Genomic DNA, 18,715 nt, shown 5'->3' with positions numbered 1-18,715 from the left:
GGAGTAAATCTTGAAGCAGCACTATTTTTTCCTATAAATGGTTGCTTATCCTATTATCGAAACACTAATCATCATAATTCAACACTAGAAGGTGTCAATTGTGACGACAATCTAAAATAGATATTAAATAGTGTAGGAAGCAAAGATCTCTAGCAACAGGCATTCGACTTTACTTCTGTTATGGCGTTACCTGTTCTTTCCTAGTGTTCAGACCAAATTGCATGCAGGCAGATCCTGAAAACTCCGCTGACTCGGAAGCATCCCTACAGCTAGTACTGTTTGTAGATGAACGTTCCAGTTCTCCAAAACGAATTCAGCCCATAAGTAGTCATCTCGAAAGCTTGAGGGCAGACTATCCCTTTGAGCTTACGGTTGTAGATATTGGGGAAAGACCTGATCTGGCTGAACATTACAGACTGGTAGTAACTCCAGCGCTGATTAAGATTCATCCACTACCCAGACAGAGCATTGCTGGGAGTAATTTAGTCGCTCAACTCAAAAAATCATGGCCTCGCTGGCAACGTTCTTTAGAAGAATACCAAGCTCAGCTTAGGAGAGAATTGCCCTTGAAATCATCAGAGTACTTATCGGGATCAGCCGAGTTTACCGAGTCGAAACAGAACTCTCTGGCTGCCTCGGCAGAACTGGTGAGACTTTCCGAAGAAATTTTTCGCCTCAAACAAGAAAAAGAAGAACTACTGGATCAGCTGCAATTTAAGGATCAAGTGATGTCAATGTTGGCTCATGACTTGCGTAGTCCCTTAACTGCTGCCTCAATTGCTTTAGAAACCCTAGAGTTAGGTCAGCAACAAGAGCAAAATAATTATTCCGAGGAGTTGACATCAGCTCTCAAATCACGCTTAATTAAGCACGCTCGTAACCAATTCAGTCGTATGGATCGGATGATTACCGATCTCTTGCAGGCTGCAAGGGGAAGCAGCAGCGAATTTACTATCCGACCCCACAAACTACAACTGCGAGAGATCTGTCAGGACGTACTTACTCAAATGAACGAGCAATTTCAGCTAAAATCTCAGCAGGTAAAAACTGATATTCCCCAAGATTTACCCTGTGTTTATGCCGATAAAGAATTAGTGGGGCAGGTACTGGTTAACTTGCTAGATAATGCAATTAAATACGCTCCTGCTGGTGGTAAAATCGAAGTCTCCATACTCCACCGCACCGCACAAAAAATTCAGGTGAGTGTTTGTGATGATGGTCCTGGAATCCCGGAAGAGAATCGTGAACATATTTTTGAAGGTCATTTTCGGCTCAAGCGAGACGAAGCTAAAGAGGGATATGGACTAGGCTTATCTCTGTGCCAAAAAATCATTCGCGCCCATTATGGTCGCATTTGGGTAGATGCTGCTACCAAAGGTGGTGGCTGCTTTCACTTTACTCTGCCTGTTTACAGATAGAGACAGATGGGTTTGCTGCTGAACGTTCCGTTCCACTGCGCTAACAAACCTTCTACTTCTATTTGCTCTAGAAATTCTGCTGTAGGGCACTAATGATCTGGAAATTGGCTTCTGGAAAAGAAAACTGGTTAATTTCTTCAATTGAGACCCAACGAATTTCTTCACATTCCAGGGGCGTAGGGATACCTGAAAGGTGACGGCAGCAATGTACTCTAAGAGTAACGCGAACTTTGCTGTAGGTATGTTCGACTGTGATCAAGTGAGTCCCAACCTCAATCTCAATGCCCAATTCTTCCTTGATTTCCCGTCTAATACATTCCTCAGTTGTTTCACCTGGTTCAACTTTGCCACCAGGGAACTCCCAGAAACCACCAAATTCTCCTTGAGGAAGTCGGCGGTCAATTAGAATTTGTTCCTGCAAATTTTTGATTACAGCAACACCGATAACTTTATGGGGCAGGAGAAAGGTGGTTTTACACATAAACCGCTCAGAATAGAAGAACTAGCTAGATTTTGCCATCCCGTTTTGTAAATAAATAGTTTGCTGGCTATTCTTAAAGTTAAGTTGCTCAGATTTGATAGCTCGATCAAGACGGTTCAACCTAACTTACAACTTGTTAGGTTGAACCGAAACACCAACACTGAATTTTCTTACTCTTGTTGTTGAATTAGAGCCGACGCCCATTGGTTCTGTCAAAGTGCAGCTAATATAGTTAAAAAAACTTTCAACTTAGTTAGCTTCAGCCTAGTTTTATTAACTAACTGCTATGTATTCGCGCATATCTGCTTTGCGCTTACGAAGCTTGGAGAGTGCTTCTCGTTCGATTTGTCGGACTCGTTCACGGCTAATATTAAGCCGCTCACCAATCTTGGCCAAAGTTAGGGTTTGACCATCTGCCAAACCAAAACGCAGTGCTAGCACCTCTTGTTGCTGGGGTGTTAAATCTGCCATCAGTTTCTTTAAGTCGATTTGAATAGAAGACTGAGTTACGAAGTCTTCTGGAGAAGGACCTGTGTCTTCGAGTAAATCTCCAAGCTCAGTGTCCTGGTTATCTCCTACACGCAGGTCTAAAGATAGGGGTTGGCGTGCTCTCTCTAGATACTCCCGTACCTGTTTTTCTGTCAATTCCAACTCCTGCGCCAATTCTGAGATCTTTGCTGCTCTTCCCAGTTTCTGCGAAAGTTGTCGCTGAGCTTTTTTGATTTTGTTAAGTTTTTCTGTGATGTGAATGGGAAGGCGAATCGTCCGACCCTTTTCCGCGATCGCACGGGTAATTGCCTGCCGAATCCACCAATAGGCATAAGTAGAGAAACGATAGCCTTTGGTAGGGTCAAATTTTTCGACACCCCGCTGCATGCCAATCGTCCCTTCCTGGATTAGATCCAGCAAATCTACATTACGCTTGATGTATTTCTTGGCAACCGAGACCACTAAGCGCAAATTAGCCTCAACCATTTTGCGCTTTGCCACTTCACCAGCAGCAACTGCTTCTTGCAACTCGGACTCGGTTGTAGCAGAAGCTTTTGCCCATTCCGAAGTTGTCGGTTCGTAACCAAGTTCCTGCGATAAAGAGTCTTTAACTTCCTGCAAGACGCTTAACCGCTGCACCTGTTTCCCATAAAGGATTTCCTGCTCGTGAGTTAGTAAAGGTACACGACCGATCTCTCGCAGGTAAGTACGGACAAGGTCTGTAGAGGTCTGAGCAGTTTTCATAGCGCTCGATCTAGTATGAGTAGGGTTACAGCAAACATCCTGGTTTCCATGCCAGATTTACCGACGGGTATTGCCAGTTTATTCTCTATGAGAAAAAATTAAATTCTGTTTTGGGAGCGGTGGCGGGCGGGCAATTGAGCTGGGGAAGTGTTATAACCAACCCCAAGCAGCGGACACAAGCTAGCTCTCTGTGCTGATCCCAAGGCTCTCCTGGTTTTTTAAACTCTTTTCGTCACAAAATTTTTCAGTACAGCAGTTCAATATTAAATATTGTAACATTTATGAAGGCAAAGATTGTTCAATCTGGACAGGAAATTATTACATTTTCCGATATGAACCAAGACTAGAGACAGCGAGATCCGCTGAAGTAGCACCCCAACGGAAACAAGACCTTGGAGCGTTAAGCTTAGCATAATTAGCTCTAATATCGCTGAGGTTGGGTGACAGGTTCGTCAACTATAAGGTATAGATATACTGGCGATACTCAATAACGCTGAAATTAGTTAACTAAGTTCATGAGCCAAACCGTCTGGATTGCAAGACATGGAAACCGCCTCGACTTTGTTAACCCTGAATGGTTTAATACCGCAAAGTTACCCTATGACCCACCACTATCAGAGGATGGAGTAGTACAAGCGAGGGAATTAGGTCAACGCCTTGTTGGGGAAGGGATAATGCATATTTTTGCCTCGCCCTTTTTACGAACTGTGCAGACAGCTAGCTTGATAGCGGACGCTCTGGACTTACCGATTAATCTAGAATCTGGTCTGAGTGAATGGCTAAATCCTGAATGGATGCCAGCTACTCCAGAAACACGAACCATCGAAGTATTGCAACAAAAATTTCCCCGGATTAACTCAAACTATACCTCCCGTGTAGTTGCTCATTATCCTGAAACAAGCGAGGAAGTCCTAAAACGTACCGGTGAAACAGCACGCCGTTTGACAGCAGACTTTTTTGAGGACATCTTATTAGTCGGTCATGGAGCCTCCGTAGTAGGCACCGCCCGTGCCTTAGTTGATGGAGAGCCAGAAATTAAGGCTTCCCTGTGCTGCTTAGTAAAACTGGTGCGACAAGAACCTGTATGGGTTATGAAACTCAATGGGGATATCTCCCACCTCAGTCAAACTGAGGAGCAGATCCGCTTTAATTGATCGAAGCAACTAGCTAATAGCCAAGAACAAGCCAAGCAAGAAGTATGACAATAATACTGGCAGGAGATATCGGCGGCACCAAAACTATGCTGCGGCTGGTGGAGGAATCCGCGGAGCAATCCTTAACAAATCTCCATGAGCAGCTTTATCTGAGCCGCGACTTTCCAGATCTAGTACCGATGGTAGAGCTGTTTTTGTCGGCAGCGGAGCAAACGTTAAGCCGAACACCGAATCCAGAGAGAGCTTGTTTTGCGATCGCTGGTCCGGTTGTTGACGATACTTCAGCATTAACCAATCTTGATTGGTTCCTGGAAGCCAGACGCTTGGAAAAAGAACTGCAAATTAGCAAAATCAGCCTTATTAATGATTTCGCCGCTGTGGGATACGGCATTCTCGGTCTAGAACAGCAAGACTTGTATACCCTACAAGCAGGAACACCTCAAGCTGAAGCTCCCATGGCGGTGATTGGTGCTGGAACTGGTCTTGGAGAGGGCTTTCTTGTCAGCCAACCCCAAGGTTATCAAGTATTTCCCTCCGAAGGTGGGCATGCTGACTTTGCTCCCCGCACTAATGTAGAATTCCAACTACTCCAATACTTGCGTGACAAATACAAAATTCAGCGGATTTCCACAGAACGAGTTGTTTCTGGTCAAGGTGTAGTCGCAATTTATCAGTTTTTAAGGGATCGGCAATTTGCTCAAGAGTCACCTGAAGTTGGGGATATTGTCAGGACTTGGGAACAAGAAACCGGACGCACGGAAAAAAGCGTTGATCCTGCGGCGGAAATTGCCAAAGCTGCCTTACAAAAGCGCGATTCCCTCAGTGAAATGACCCTACAAATGTTTATCGAAGCCTATGGCGCGGAAGCTGGCAATCTGGGTTTGAAACTCTTGCCCTACGGTGGTCTTTTTCTTGCTGGAGGGATCGCCGCCAAGATACTACCCTTAATTGAGGAAGGTAGTTTCTTACGGGCATTTTCAGAGAAAGGTCGGGTAAGTTCTTTACTGGAAAAGGTGCCAGTACACGTAATCTTAAATCCACAGGTGGGTCTAATCGGTGCTGCAATTCGTGCTTCTAGAATCTAAACCTTGAAAGCCTGATCGATAAAGAAAAACAGCCTTGAGGGTTAACGAAAAATTAAATTCAGTCGTTGCTGAGCATCCTCAAGGGCGCGGCGAGGTGAAGTTTTTCCCAGTAAAACAGACTCAATTCCCCGACCCAAACTTTCAGAAAACCGACGATAACCCCTGAAAATTGGACGCGATCGCCCGTATTCTGTCTGTTCCAGAAATACCTTTAAGGCTGGTTGCTGCTTGACAAATGCTTGGTATGTATCGCTTTGGCGAGCTTTGAGGTTTACAGGTAGATAGCCTGTACCTAGCGCCCATCGAGTTTGAAATTCTTCTTGGAGTACATACTCAGCAAAGGCAAATGCTGCTGTTTCCCGTTGAGGAGCTGTTTTAAACAAAAAGAGATTTTCACCCCCTACCGAGGTTACCTGTCGAGCTTGAGAAGGAATCGGCAAAACCCCAAAATCAACATTCATAGCCTGCAATTGTCCTAAAACCCAAGGACCAGATAACTGCATTGCTACCTTACCCGCTAGGAAACTATCTAGCTCAAATCCCCGTTCCGGTAAGGATAAGATCGCAGAACCATCCTCGACCAGATCTTGCCAGAATTGTAGCGCCGCGATCGCTCCCTGATTGACCAAATTCACATCTTTAGCTGTGGTTAGAGAAAGATTATCTGCTAACTCACCGCCACCACTCCACATAAATGGCAACCACATAAATACAGTCCAATCACCCTTACCCAAAGGTAAAAGTATCCCATGCTGATCGACTCGGCCATCACCATCAGTATCACGCGTTAGCTCTTGGGCAACTTGTCGTAAATCCTCCCAAGTCTTAGGTAATTGCTTGATCCCCGAAGACTCAAACAGCGTCGGACGATAAAAAATCGCCGCATTGTTAGTTGCAAAAGGTACTGACCAAATATGACCCTTCAACTGCATGGATTCCCACAGTGCTGGATCAATTTCGTCACTTACTGGTGACTTGGCGAGGAAGTCTTCTAGGGGGCGAATTGCCTTAAGTTCCACTAACTGCCCCGTAATTGTCGGGTTGAACCACAACAGATCTGGTGGTGCATTACCCACAATGCTTGCCAAAATCTTGGGAGTTTGCTGTTCTTGTTGCCCAACATAGAGTGATTCCACCTGAATATCTGGGTGTTTGCTATTGAACCGATCAACCAATTCCTGCAAGACATCACGATTGGCTGGTGGGTTTACTCCATGCCATAGGGTTAACTGCACTACACCACTTTCTTGAGGACTGTCCTGTAGCTGACATCCCCCCAAGACAAGCAAACAGACAAGCAAAGGTAACCACCAGAGGATCGTTCTGGAAAACATAGATAAAAATTCTTGAGTTAGGGCAATTCTTGGCTTTGATATTTCTATCCAAGAGGTTTCAAGACAAACAAAAGGCAACAAATCACTCAAAAATATTTACTTAATAGTGGATTTACAGACAGCAAGCCGCTTAACAAAGCTTACATAACCGTAATTTCCACGAGGGATAAAACCAATGGCTATGCAAAAATTTACTAGAAGAGCTTAAAGTCACTTTTAAGAAAGATTATTAAACAGTTACTAATCACCGATAAAAACTAACAACAATCGCAGCTTCAAAACAACTCGGCTAAATCAACAGCTCGTAGAGGTTTGGAACTGACCACCATTTCTCCCTCAGTTGCTACTTATTGCTATGTCACCGAACCATCTACTCATTGACTCGACTATTGGGCGGCAGAAGATTGACAATCATCTGCTGACTCTTCAATTGGAAATGATTAATCAGGTTGCCCAAGTTGCACAGAGGAGATTGGTTCTTGAGGAAGTACTTCCTCGCATAGCGTTACATCTGCAGGAAGCGCTGCAAGTAAGTGGTTGTTTTATATGTCGTTGTGATGAGCATCATCAACTACTAGCATTTTTTCCGCTGAACTTAACAGTCCCTCTAGAAGAGAATACAGAGGTACTCCCGGAGAGGGATTCCCAAATCGATAGCTTATGTAGAGATTTGGGACAGCGTTATCATTGCTGGCTGGCTCAAGGTAAACCACTAATATTCCCATCAGAAGCAGGACACAGTTTAAACCAGATTCAGGATCTGAATGCTCAAAATAACCTGCATGCCATTTTGATGATACCGCTGTTGCAGGAACAATCTTATTTTGGTGCTATTACTCTATATAATCTTGACCGGGAGAGGGAATGGACGCCCCAAGAGGTTGTCTTTGTCCAAACAATCGCTGCTTATTGCAGCCTGATTCTTCAGCAAACAGAACTAGAGCAGCACTACCAAAGCGAACTAACCAAGCGCTGCTCTACTGAATCACAACTACAAGCAAGCATTGCCAAAAACCGTGCTCTTTTAGCCGTCACACCAGATTTGATCTTTTGTGTGACCAGAGATGGCATTTTGCTGGACTGGAAAGCTGCTAAAGAAGATACTTTATCAATCTTTACTAATGAAATAATTAATAAACACCTGCATCAGGTCTTTCCTCAGGAAATCGCAGGACTTACTTGGCACCACATTGAACTTGCCCTAGAAACTAATAAAATTCAAATAATTGAGTATCAACTTTGGCTAACTGGGAAATCTCGTAACTTTGAAGCTCGCATCGTGAAAAGCGGGGCTGATCAAGTTGCTGTGATTGTACAAGATGTCACTGAGCGGGTACAAGCACGAGTCACCCTAGAGCAAGCAAATGATGCTCTAGAAGCTAGAGTGGCAGAGCGTACGGCGGCATTAAGGGAAGCAAACCACGTTCTCAGGGCTGAAATTGTCGAGCGCCAGAAGGCAGAAGAGCTACTGCGCCAGAGCGAAGAGCGATTCCGTAATTTAGTCGAAACCAGTAGCGATTGGGTATGGGAAATGGATGATGCTGCTGTCTATACCTACGCCAGTCCCAAAGTTTCTAGCCTGTTAGGTTACGAACCCTCAGAAATTTTGGGTAAAACCCCTTATCAGCTGACACCTGCGGAAGAAACCAGCCGTCTTGCTGCGATTTTTGCTGACCTTTTAGCAGAGCGACAACCCTTCAGCTGTCTCGAAAGCACCAATCTTTGCAAAGATGGTCATCCAGTAATTATTGAAAGCAGTGGTGTTCCTATTTTTGACCCTTCAGGCCTGTTTCGTGGCTATCACGGTATTACTAGGGATATTACGAAACGCAAGCAGGAAGAGCAGCAAGTCCGTTTCCTACACTCGATTACCCAGGCCTTGTTTGAGTCTCAAGACTTTTACACAGCCCTTGCTGTAGCCTTGCAAAAAGTTTGCGAAGCTACCGGTTGGGACTTTGGAGAAGCTTGGGTTCCTAGGACTGATGGTAGTGCTCTCGAATGCAGCCCAGCCTGGTTTAGCAAAAGTGAGAATCTACAAGAATTCAGAAGCTCAAGTGAGAAGTTCAACTTTCCCCCAGGTGTTGGCTTACCAGGACGTGTTTGGGTCTCGAAACAGCCGGAGTGGCGGCGAGATGTTTCGGTCGAGTCTATTCAAATTTACCGCCGTGTCCAAGTAGCGCAGCAAGCTGGCCTCAAAGCTGCACTGGGAATTCCTCTTCTTGCCAATGATAGTGTTTTGGCTGTCCTCGTTTTTTACATGTTTGAATCGCAAAATGAGGATCAAAGGTTAATTGAACTAATTTCGGCTTCGACGGAATTAGGTTTCATGATTCAACGCAAGCAGGCGGAAGGAGAAATTCGTAAAGCATTAGAGAAGGAAAAGGAGCTAACGGAACTTAAATCCCGCTTTATTACCATGACTTCTCATGAGTTTCGCACCCCTTTGACAACAATCCAATCTTCTGCTGAATTGCTCGAACACTACAGCCACAAGTGGACTGAGGAGAAAAAAGTTACTCACTTGCATCGTATTCAAAAATCGGTCAATCATATGACCAAATTACTCAATGATGTTCTGATCCTGGGCAAGGCTGAAGCTGGCAAACTCCAACTAAATCCGGTGCCACTCAAATTAGAAGAATTCTGCTGTGATTTAGTAGAAGAACTGCAGCTCAATAACATCAGTCAGCACAATATTACTTTTACCTACAGCCAAGGAATTAGCAAAAATTTGCTGGTTGAAAAAGACCAAAAAATCGCCAGTTTTCCAGTTGTAAATTCTTCTATAAAGCCTTCCTTAGACGAAAAAATACTCCGGCAAATTCTGGAGAATTTACTAAATAATGCGATTAAGTATTCTCCCGGTGGCGGCACAGTCAAATTGATACTAAGCTATCAGCAAAGCCAGGCTGTTTTTCGAGTTAGTGATCAAGGTATAGGTATTCCACCGGAAGAACAACAGTTTTTATTTGAGGCTTTCCACAGAGCTAATAATGTTGGAACAATTACTGGTACTGGTCTGGGATTAGCAATTGTTAAAAAGTGCGTGGATATCCATGAGGGTAAGATCAGTGTGGAAAGCGCTATCGGGGTAGGCACTACTTTTACTGTCACACTACCAATATACGAATGGCTATCAACAAATGAAGAAAATAACCAAGAAAATTTTAGTGATTGAAGACGAAGATTTTGTCAGAGAAAATATTATTGAACTCCTAGATGCCGAAGGTTTAAATGTACTCGGTGCGGAAAATGGTCGTATTGGCATTGACTTAGCAAAAACTCAGTTACCCGATTTAATTTTATGCGATGTCATGATGCCGATAATAGACGGCTACGGAGTCTTAAGTGCGCTGCGCCAAGACTCCATTATGGCAGGAATTCCCTTTATTTTTTTAACAGCAAAAGCTGCTAAAGCTGATGTTCGGCAAGGTATGGAACTGGGAGCCGATGACTATCTTACTAAGCCCTTTACCAGAGCAGAATTATTGGGTGCGGTTGCCAGCAGATTTAAAAAACAAGCTGCTGTCCACAAACAATACCATACTGAACTTCGGCAAGCCAAAGACCAACTAAATTACTTAATCCGTAATGACAACTTGACTGGTCTACCAAATCGGCTATCTTTGCAAGAGCGGTTTAAGCAGGTACAACCAGCGGATACTGAGCATCAACAAATTTTGACAGTTCTCTGCCTGGGTTTAGACCGCTTTAATCAAATCAACGAAAATCTAGGTCATGCTTTCGGTGACTTATTACTGAAAGCCGTTGCCCAACGCCTTTCAAGTTGTGTTGATGCTCAAGACACAGTCGCTCGCTTAAATGCTGATGAGTTTGCCATTATTCTGGCAACAAATCCACACAAGCAAGATGCAGTTAATGTTGTTCAAAGCATTCTAAAAAGTCTCTCACAAACCTTTGTACTAGCTAATCGCGAAATCTTTATTACTGCCAGCATTGGTATGGCATTTTATCGGCGTGATGGCAAAGAACTTGAACAGTTACTCAGTAATGCCAACAAGGCAATGTTAAAGGCAAAGCAACAAGGTGGTGACCAATATCAGTTTTACACGGCAACCTTTCATCTTGGTTCCTCAGACCGCCTCACCTTGCAAACTAGCTTACGCCATGCCTTAGAACGCGAAGAACTCCTCATTCATTACCAACCCCAGGTAGATCTACAGAAAGGGCAAATTATTGGCGCGGAAGCTTTAGTGCGTTGGCAACATCCAGAAAGAGGAATTATTCCACCAGATAAATTTATTCCCCTTGCAGAGGAAACCGGTCTGATTGTACCGATTGGTGACTGGGTTTTGCAAAAAGCTTGTAAGCAAATCAAAATCTGGCAAACTAAAGGTTTTCCCTCTTTGAGGGTGGCAGTAAACCTCAGTGGTCGTCAATTCTGCCAAATGGATTTGCGTCAAAAGTTAGTACAAATATTGATGGATACCGATCTTCACCCTCAATATATAGACCTAGAAATGACGGAAAGCATGCTGGTACAAAATACTGAAGTGGCAATTAGGAGATTGAATGCTTTGAAGTCCCTAGGTGTACAAATTGCCATTGATGATTTTGGTACAGGGTATTCTTCTTTAAGCTATTTACAACAATTTCCATTCGATATTTTAAAAATTGACCGATGCTTTATCAGCAATATTACCAACAACTCCAATAATACAGCAATTACTAAAGCAATTATCCAAATGGCAAAAAGCCTGGGTCTGAAATTGATTGCTGAAGGAGTAGAGAAGGCAGCAGAACTTGATTTTGTTTACCATCATCAATGTGATGCCATCCAAGGCTATTTATTCAGCCCTCCAGTTTCTACCCAAGAATTTGAAAAATTACTAACTACCAAAAAATCTTTACCATTACCACCCGGATATAACGATTAGTTTCACAGCAGTTAAATATTAAGAAAGTAGACAATGAAAAAAATTCTGGTGGTGGAAGATGAGCTGTCAGTACGAGAAAATATTCTGGAATTGCTTGAGGTAGAGGGTTTTGAAGTACTTGGTGCCGGTGATGGTTTTACCGGCATCGATCTAGCCGAGCAGTATTTACCCGATTTAATTTTGTGCGATGTGATGATGCCGAAGCTTGACGGTTTTGGAGTCTTGAGTGAATTACGAAAAAAAGTACTTACAGACAGGATTCCGCTGATTTTTCTCACCGCTAAGACAAACAAAAGTGACTTACGAAAGGCAGTGGAGTTGGGGGCAGATGATTATATTACTAAACCATTTACTGTAGAAGAATTGCTCAAAGCAATTTCAGCTAGCTTGGAAAAAACGGCAGTCATCGAACAAAAGTCACAACAACAACTTGGTCAAATAGTTAATAAAATTTCTTTTTCTTTACACCAAGAATTCCGATCATCTATTAATAGTATTTGAGGTTTTTCACAGCTAATTATTGGAGAATTCGGTTACCTATAACGGCAGCAATTTAAGGAAATGACGATAGAAATAAATCAACATGCAGAAAATTTGTCTAGCATGATTCAGAAATTTTTACTCTATTCTGATCTGGAATTGATGGCAACTGCTCTTAATGAAATTGAAGCTTTAAAAAGTGGTGAGAGCTGTTCCGTATATCACAACACAACTTGCCCAACTTCTGACTGGAGAGTTGGCCATTGAGACCACATCAAAGTAACAAACAACAGTGCGGGTTTTTCTCCCGATTTAGCAGGAGGAAGTATCTGATGGCATGTCAATCTTGAACCATATTGCCAAAAAGTGCAGGATTTGCTAGGCTCCCGCACTTTTTACAGGGTAAACGCATCTTAAATCGTTGAGAATTCGAGGTATGGTGGATAGTTCCCTCTCGTTAGGCAAACAACAAGGTGTTCAAGAGTATCTGTTTGGAAATTAACATTAGACTTCTCCGAAAATACTCAATACCTTTCTGCAACTGGCTTTCGCTCATGGGATGCCAATTTCAATAGAGAGTCAGTTTCTACACAAAAATAGGTACTTGAATTAATTTTTATTAATAAATCCTTATTTTAACAGGGTTGCTATTATTGTTTATTTGGCAAAATAAAGATGATTATGTTGGTAGTATTAGTTAGTGTCTCAATTCTTAATCTAACTAATCCACAAATTGTGTAAGTTATCTGCTCATGTTTCCTGGGAAAGGGTGGCTTCACCTGAGAGTAATTGGTTCTAAGCTTTCACGTTTTTGGCTTACTGCTGTCTCCTCAGTCAAGAACTGTGAAAGTACCTGGTTGATTTAACTGCTAGAGATTTATCCAAGCTACTATTGCTCTCGCCCGATTACTACCTGCATAAAAGTAAACGCAGATGGGCTATCTGCGTTTATGTATCTCTATCAATTCCTCAATCCTAGATGGGTATTGTTGCCAACAATCTAATTAACTAAGTAAAAAAATCAACGATTGGCAAGCACAGGCTCTGCTTAGCGGGGGGTTGCGGCTGTAGCAGTTCCTTCTATCGAACCGGAGATTGCTCTCCAGCCAGCAAGTGCACCTTTGAGTTCGGCTACATTGATAAATCCTGCCTCCCGCAGGCGAGTTGCGGCTTGAGCTGTTTCCTGGTCAGTATCGCCATAAACGTAGATATCACGAGTTGGTTCGAGACTTGGTCGAACTCGCTCCACTAATTGATCCATCGGCATTGCGATCGCACCCATGATACGCTCTTTATTGAAGGACTGGCGATCGCGCACGTCGATGATTGTTAAAGCTGGCTCACCCCAGTCAAGACGAGCCTTGAGGTCACTAGCACTAGAGGATGGTTTCAAAGAAGGTGGTGTAGGAGTAACTTCTGGAAGGCTCTCTTTTGTTGCTGCAACTTTGTCTTGAATATTTTCCATAAAAAAGATTTCCTTTTAGCATCAGATTCAACTTAACAAAAGTACATCTTAAATTTATCTTTCTTTAGGTGTATGATTTTGTGATCGGTTTTTGGTAAAGAAGAAACTAGACCTCTTGCAAAAATCATCCCGGAAACCTATGTCAGTTCGATTCCTGCACAGCCTTAGTAAACAATTAGTTAAACTTTGGCAAGAATCGGTAAGTCCCAAGTTATCTACATTTATCTCGGCAGTCTGGATAGGAGGCTTAATAGTTGCTGGCTTGGCGCTATGGGGGTTTGCCGCCATTGCTGAAGAAGTACTCGAACAAGAAACTCAAGCAATTGATCAGGCAATTTTGCAAGTATTTGCTAGCTTCCATACCCCCTTGCTCAATCAAATCATGGTTGGAGTGACGTTTCTCGGAGAACCACTTTGGCTAACAGCTTTGAGCGTAGTCTTCGGAATTGTTTTACTAAGGCAGGGACGATGGACAGCAGTAATAACTTTAATTATCGCGTCTGGGGGCGCTATTGGTTTAAATTTTTTGCTCAAAGCTGTATTTGCCCGTAGTCGTCCCACTCTTTGGCAGCATATTGTAGATGTGAATTACTATAGTTTTCCTAGTGGTCATGCCATGATTTCACTAGTCATTTATGGTTTGATTGGCTATTGGTTAGTAACTCGCCTCAAAGTTTGGCAGATACCAATTATCAGCATCACAGTTTTGTTAATTGCTGCCATTGGAGTAAGTCGCCTTTACCTTGGTGTTCACTGGCCTACAGATATTATTGCTGGATATGCTGCTGGGTTAGTCTGGCTGGTCGCCTGTATCCTGGGTTTAGAAGCTACTAGTACAATTGGAGCCAAGAGTACTAAAAGCTAAAAGAGATATTTCACAGGGATAGCTTACAGCTTAGGTTGCACAAAGGCTATTTTTGTAGGGAATATCGACTCACTATCGACTAGGATGCCAGTTAGTAATTAGCTCAACTAACTAAACCAGCTCTCAAAGCACGGACAGCAGCTTGGGTGCGATCATCAACGCATAGCTTGTTCAAAATATTCCGAACATGAGTTTTTACTGTGCCTACTGTAATGTAGAGTTTTTGGGCAATCACGGCATTACTACAACCTTCAACAATCAGATGTAAAACCTCCAATTCTCGTCTCGATAAAGGATAATTTTCGATAACTTGACTGTAATCGTCCCTCAGTGCATCAATAATTACGGTTTCTTCCTCTCTTCTTAGAACAGCACCACCACCGTTCAATTTAAATTGTCTGAGAACAATCCTCGCAATTGATGGATCAATCCAAGAATTACCTTCATGAGTAACTCGTAAGGCTTCGAGTAAATTTTCAAAACTGGTATCTTTCAAACAGTAGGAATTAGCACCAGCCGCAAAAGCCGCCATCACTGTTTCTTCGTTATCTTGTAAAGTTAGTACGAGAATCGTGGTTTGCCACTTTGGATCGGCATATTTTCTGAATTGCTGCGTTAATTCAATACCATCTCTATCAGGAAGACTGATATCAACTATTCCCACATCTGGTCGGGAGGAATAGAGTAGTTTTAAACCGTCTGAGGCATTGGCAGCTTCTCCGACAATTTCAATTTCTTCACGTTGCTGTAGAGCTGTACGCAGTCCAATCCTCGTTAGGTCATGATCTTCAATTAAAGCTACACGAATCTTACTCATTCTCCAAATCCCTGATTTAAATTTTAAAGTTTTTGCTAGTTATAAGTTTCCAGGAAATTAAGAAAAAATACTGCTCAATCTCTGGGAAATTCCTTTGTAAATGGGAAGATAAACTTCTCTACTATTCGGCAGAGATTAGCTACAAAAACAATACTGACTTCATTGCGGATGCCGAATTAATAAATAACAAGCTAGTTCTCTACCTTTGGGTAGATGTCTTTTTGGTTGAATTGTCTTAAGGTAACACCGAAAATGGTTACTTTTAGTAAGCTAAATGCCTCTTCTAAGTAGTGCTTGCCCTCAATAATTGAAATTACTATACTTCCCACAAGTTAGCTATACAAACTTCTGAGTGTTGTATTTATATCTCAAAAATCTAGAAGACAGATGTATACATATAGACTTAGCTATTTTAAAACTAAGTTTTGATAAACTTGTGAAGTTAGAAAACTTTACATCAAAACTATTTAGTTTTAGCTGATCTACTTCCTCTTTTTCTTGCTTAGAAGCAGCAATAATTTAGAGAACGATCATAAGTTCGTTAGTAAAGTACGATATGAGACCGACTCAAACCATCAAAACAGCTAATCAAGCTAAGGTCAGCGGAATAATATGTTTTATTAAGCAAAGGTCAATACTCCACCATGGCACCTGAATTAGAAGTTGGAGTAGCAAAGATTGGCTTAACTGCTTTTTCTCCCGTGTAGTAACAATTTCTCTAGTTCTACGGCAACAAAGAGTAAAATACTTAAGCCTAAACAGATCGCTAAATCATCCCATGCCAAGGCTGTAGTTCCAAAGAATCCTTGTAGGAAAGGCACATATAACACCACCAGTTGCAAGACAAAGGTTAGGAACACCACACCGAGAAGTGGTTTATTCGAGAGCAAACCAATTTTGAAAAGTGAATCTCGCTCAGAGCGAAGTGCCAATGCCAATCCCATCCGAGAGAATGCGAGAGTAGTAAACACCATAGTCTGCATCATCTTGATATTGCTCGAATCAACCGACCAATATCCATAAGCTACTGCCAGTAATCCTAGACCCAACACCAGAGCGATCCAAACAATATCTCTACCAACTCCTCGACCAAAGATATTTTCATTGGGTTTATAGGGTCTACGGCGCATGACATTACTCTCTGCTGGTTCCACGCTTAGCGCCAGAGCCAACATGCCATCAGCTATCAGGTTAACCCAGAGAATTTGTAGTGGTTCTAAGGGTAGTGGCATTCCCAAAAAAGGAGCCAACAAAATAACCCAGAGTTCGCCGCCATTACCAGTTAAGGTGTACTTAATAAACTTACGAATATTATCGTAGATCACCCGTCCTTCTTCTACAGCAGCAACGATAGTAGCAAAATTATCATCTTGCAGGACGACATCAGACGCTTCCTTAGCAACATCCGTGCCAGTAACGCCCATGGCCACCCCAATATCAGCTTTTTTCAAGGCTGGAGCATCGTTTACACCATCACCAGTCATGGCAACAATGTGTCCTTTATCTTTTAAAGCTTGAATAATATTAAGCTTGTGTTCTGGAGAAACACGAGCATAAACATCTACTGACTCGACAATTTCTTCTAATTCCTCAATAGATAACTGATTTAGTTCTTGACCTGTTAAGAGATTACCGTTAGAAGTAATGCCTAACTCATTAGCTATATGTCGGGCCGTCAGTGGGTGATCGCCGGTAATCATCACCGCACGAATACCAGCCGTTTGACAAGTTTGGATAGCGGCTTTCACTTCAGGACGAGCAGGGTCAATCATGCCCACCAGACCAATCAAGATTAGATCTCTTTCTAGGGTTTGCTGTTGTTGGTCTGGTGGAGTACTCTGCCAAGAACGGAAGGCCACTGCTAAAATGCGTAAACCATCCTTAGCTAGTAAATCGTGGGCTTCCTTAATCCGTTCGCACCAGGTTTCGTTTAGAGGCTCTATGTGATCGTTAACCCACACTGCTGAAGAAATGTCCAACAGAGTATCTATGGCACCCTTGCTAAAGGAGAGGCAAGTAGGAACTCCCTCTAACTGAATTAGTGACCAAGCTGACGCTAGCGTAGAGGGAATTTCTGCTGCTGTAGCCGGACACTGGTGTAAAGTAGTCATGCACTTGCGTTCTGAGTCGAACGGTACTTCAGCAATTCTGGGGAAGACTCTCTCCAAGCTTGCCTTCAAGAGTTCTACGCGGGCAGCCGCAACAACTAAAGCTGTTTCCGTAGGGTCACCAATGGCTTGATTTAGCGGTTCTCCTGGGGCATTAGCCTCAAGTACTGCGTCGTTGCAGAGAGTTCCGCTGGTTAAGAGGAGGCTTAAAGTTGGATTGTTATTAAGTACACTCGCTTCTTGGCCAACAAGATTCTCTGGCTCTAGGGTCTCTTGCCTTATGTTAGTAAAATCTAGCCGCTCACCAGCCACATCCAACACCGTGACAGTCATGCGATTTTGGGTGAGAGTACCAGTTTTGTCGGAACAGATAGTTGTGATCGAGCCAAGGGTTTCTACAGCAGGTAGTTTGCGGATCAGGGCATGTCGCTTCAGCATCCTTTTAGCACCCAAGGCTAGGGCAATAGTCACTACTGCGGGCAAACCTTCGGGGACTGCGGCCACAACTAAACTAACGGCGGTGAGAAACATATCTTTGAGTTCTTCACCCCGCAGCAAACCTAAGACAAAAATTACACCTGCAATAGCTACGGCAATTAAACCTAAGATCTTTCCTAACTGCTCTAAACGCCTCTGCAAAGGAGTTGGTTCTGACTCTACCGTCTGGATGAGGTTGGCAATATTACCTAGTTGCGTCTGCATGCCAGTTTCGGCGATCGCTACTGTGCTGCGGCCATAGGTAACAGTGGTGCCCATATAAACCATGTTGAGTCGGTCACCAAGGGGCTGCTCTGTATCAAAAATAACCTGCTCATTCTTTTCTATCGGCTCTGACTCTCCGGTAAGAGAAGCTTCCTGGACTCGCAGATTGAAGCTCTCTAGTAAGCGTCCATCGGCTGGGACTAAGTTTCCCGCTTCTAGCAGTACAATGTCACCTGGCACTAACTCACTGGCCGAAACCTCTTGTACTTGACCGTTGCGCCGAACCTTAACCTCAGGTGTAGCTAGTTTTTTTAAGGCGGCCATTGCCTCCTCAGCCTTGCGTTCTTGATCAAATCCTAAAAAGGCATTGAGCAAAACGATCGCCATAATCGCTATTGAGTTTTTATAATCCCCAACGGCTAGCGAAATGATCGCCGCAATAACCAACATAACCACCAAGGGGGCTTTCAGTTGCTCCCATAAGATCTTCCAGGGATTTTTACGACCCCTTTCAACTAATTCATTCGCGCCATACGTCTGCCGACGATGATTTACCTGGGCATCCGTCAAGCCATGAGTGACATCGGTGTCTAGTTGTTGTAAAACCTCAGAAATACCTAATTGATACCAGTTACTCACAGTGTCCTCCTTGCTAGTTACTTGGCCAAGGCTAAA

The 18,715-nt window shown here is 43.1% G+C and carries 13 protein-coding genes; 7 read left to right on the top strand and 6 right to left on the bottom strand.

Features of this window, described 5'->3' with window-relative positions; genetic code table 11:
• Window positions 1–221 precede the first annotated feature (221 nt).
• Entirely contained in the window at window positions 222–1,418 is a 1,197-nt protein-coding gene (locus tag ACT7WV_RS21575) for a histidine kinase (protein WP_445104854.1), read from the top strand.
• Between the two features lie 67 nt (window positions 1,419–1,485).
• On the opposite strand, the gene mutT is transcribed toward ACT7WV_RS21575, so the two are convergent.
• The gene (mutT, locus tag ACT7WV_RS21570) at window positions 1,486–1,899 is read right to left on the bottom strand and encodes an 8-oxo-dGTP diphosphatase MutT (protein WP_445104853.1); all 414 of its coding nucleotides are present in this window, start codon (window positions 1,897–1,899) and stop codon (window positions 1,486–1,488) included.
• A gap of 273 nt (window positions 1,900–2,172) precedes the next feature.
• Window positions 2,173–3,189 carry an RNA polymerase sigma factor, RpoD/SigA family gene (locus tag ACT7WV_RS21565; RefSeq protein ID WP_445105710.1) on the bottom strand — a complete coding sequence of 339 codons (1,017 nt, stop codon included), beginning with the start codon at window positions 3,187–3,189 and terminating at the stop codon, window positions 2,173–2,175.
• A gap of 458 nt (window positions 3,190–3,647) precedes the next feature.
• Between ACT7WV_RS21565 and ACT7WV_RS21560 the strand changes: the two genes are divergently transcribed.
• A complete protein-coding gene (locus ACT7WV_RS21560; protein WP_445104852.1) occupies window positions 3,648–4,286 on the top strand; it encodes a histidine phosphatase family protein in 639 nt (212 codons plus the stop codon).
• Between the two features lie 44 nt (window positions 4,287–4,330).
• Window positions 4,331–5,371: a glucokinase gene (locus ACT7WV_RS21555; RefSeq protein ID WP_445104851.1), complete on the top strand. Its 1,041-nt coding sequence runs from the start codon at window positions 4,331–4,333 to the stop codon at window positions 5,369–5,371.
• A gap of 41 nt (window positions 5,372–5,412) precedes the next feature.
• Here the strand turns inward: ACT7WV_RS21555 and ACT7WV_RS21550 are convergent, their stop codons facing one another.
• Window positions 5,413–6,705 (bottom strand): ABC transporter substrate-binding protein, encoded by a 1,293-nt coding sequence (locus ACT7WV_RS21550; protein ID WP_445104850.1) that lies wholly within the window; start codon window positions 6,703–6,705, stop codon window positions 5,413–5,415.
• Window positions 6,706–7,060: 355 nt separating this feature from the next.
• Here ACT7WV_RS21550 and ACT7WV_RS21545 point away from each other — a divergent pair, with 355 nt between their 5' ends.
• The 3 genes from ACT7WV_RS21545 to ACT7WV_RS21535 are packed head-to-tail and all read left to right on the top strand — an operon-like array spanning window position 7,061 to window position 12,104.
• Window positions 7,061–9,883, top strand: a complete 2,823-nt coding sequence (locus tag ACT7WV_RS21545; RefSeq protein WP_445104849.1) for a sensor histidine kinase — start codon at window positions 7,061–7,063, stop codon at window positions 9,881–9,883.
• On the top strand, window positions 9,849–11,603 hold the full coding sequence (locus ACT7WV_RS21540) for an EAL domain-containing response regulator (RefSeq protein WP_445104848.1): 1,755 nt from the start codon (window positions 9,849–9,851) through the stop codon (window positions 11,601–11,603). The genes ACT7WV_RS21545 and ACT7WV_RS21540 overlap by 35 nt, the downstream gene beginning before the upstream one ends.
• Before the next feature lie 33 nt (window positions 11,604–11,636).
• A complete protein-coding gene (locus tag ACT7WV_RS21535; protein WP_445104847.1) occupies window positions 11,637–12,104 on the top strand; it encodes a response regulator transcription factor in 468 nt (155 codons plus the stop codon).
• Between the two features lie 1,027 nt (window positions 12,105–13,131).
• Here the strand turns inward: ACT7WV_RS21535 and ACT7WV_RS21530 are convergent.
• Entirely contained in the window at window positions 13,132–13,548 is a 417-nt protein-coding gene (locus ACT7WV_RS21530; protein WP_445104846.1) for a rhodanese-like domain-containing protein, read from the bottom strand.
• Window positions 13,549–13,687: 139 nt separating this feature from the next.
• Between ACT7WV_RS21530 and ACT7WV_RS21525 the strand changes: the two genes are divergently transcribed.
• The gene (locus ACT7WV_RS21525; RefSeq protein ID WP_445104845.1) at window positions 13,688–14,413 is read left to right on the top strand and encodes a phosphatase PAP2 family protein; all 726 of its coding nucleotides are present in this window, start codon (window positions 13,688–13,690) and stop codon (window positions 14,411–14,413) included.
• A gap of 103 nt (window positions 14,414–14,516) precedes the next feature.
• Here the strand turns inward: ACT7WV_RS21525 and ACT7WV_RS21520 are convergent, their stop codons facing one another.
• Together ACT7WV_RS21520 and ACT7WV_RS21515 are read right to left on the bottom strand one after the other, a co-directional pair.
• Complete coding sequence (locus tag ACT7WV_RS21520; RefSeq protein ID WP_445104844.1) at window positions 14,517–15,230, bottom strand: response regulator; 714 nt, start codon at window positions 15,228–15,230, stop codon at window positions 14,517–14,519.
• Between the two features lie 683 nt (window positions 15,231–15,913).
• On the bottom strand, window positions 15,914–18,679 hold the full coding sequence (locus ACT7WV_RS21515; protein WP_445104843.1) for a cation-translocating P-type ATPase: 2,766 nt from the start codon (window positions 18,677–18,679) through the stop codon (window positions 15,914–15,916).
• Window positions 18,680–18,715 lie beyond the last annotated feature (36 nt).

The sequence above is a fragment of the Symploca atlantica LB2515 genome (assembly GCF_052546295.1).
This window is presented reverse-complemented; position numbering and strand designations above follow the sequence as displayed.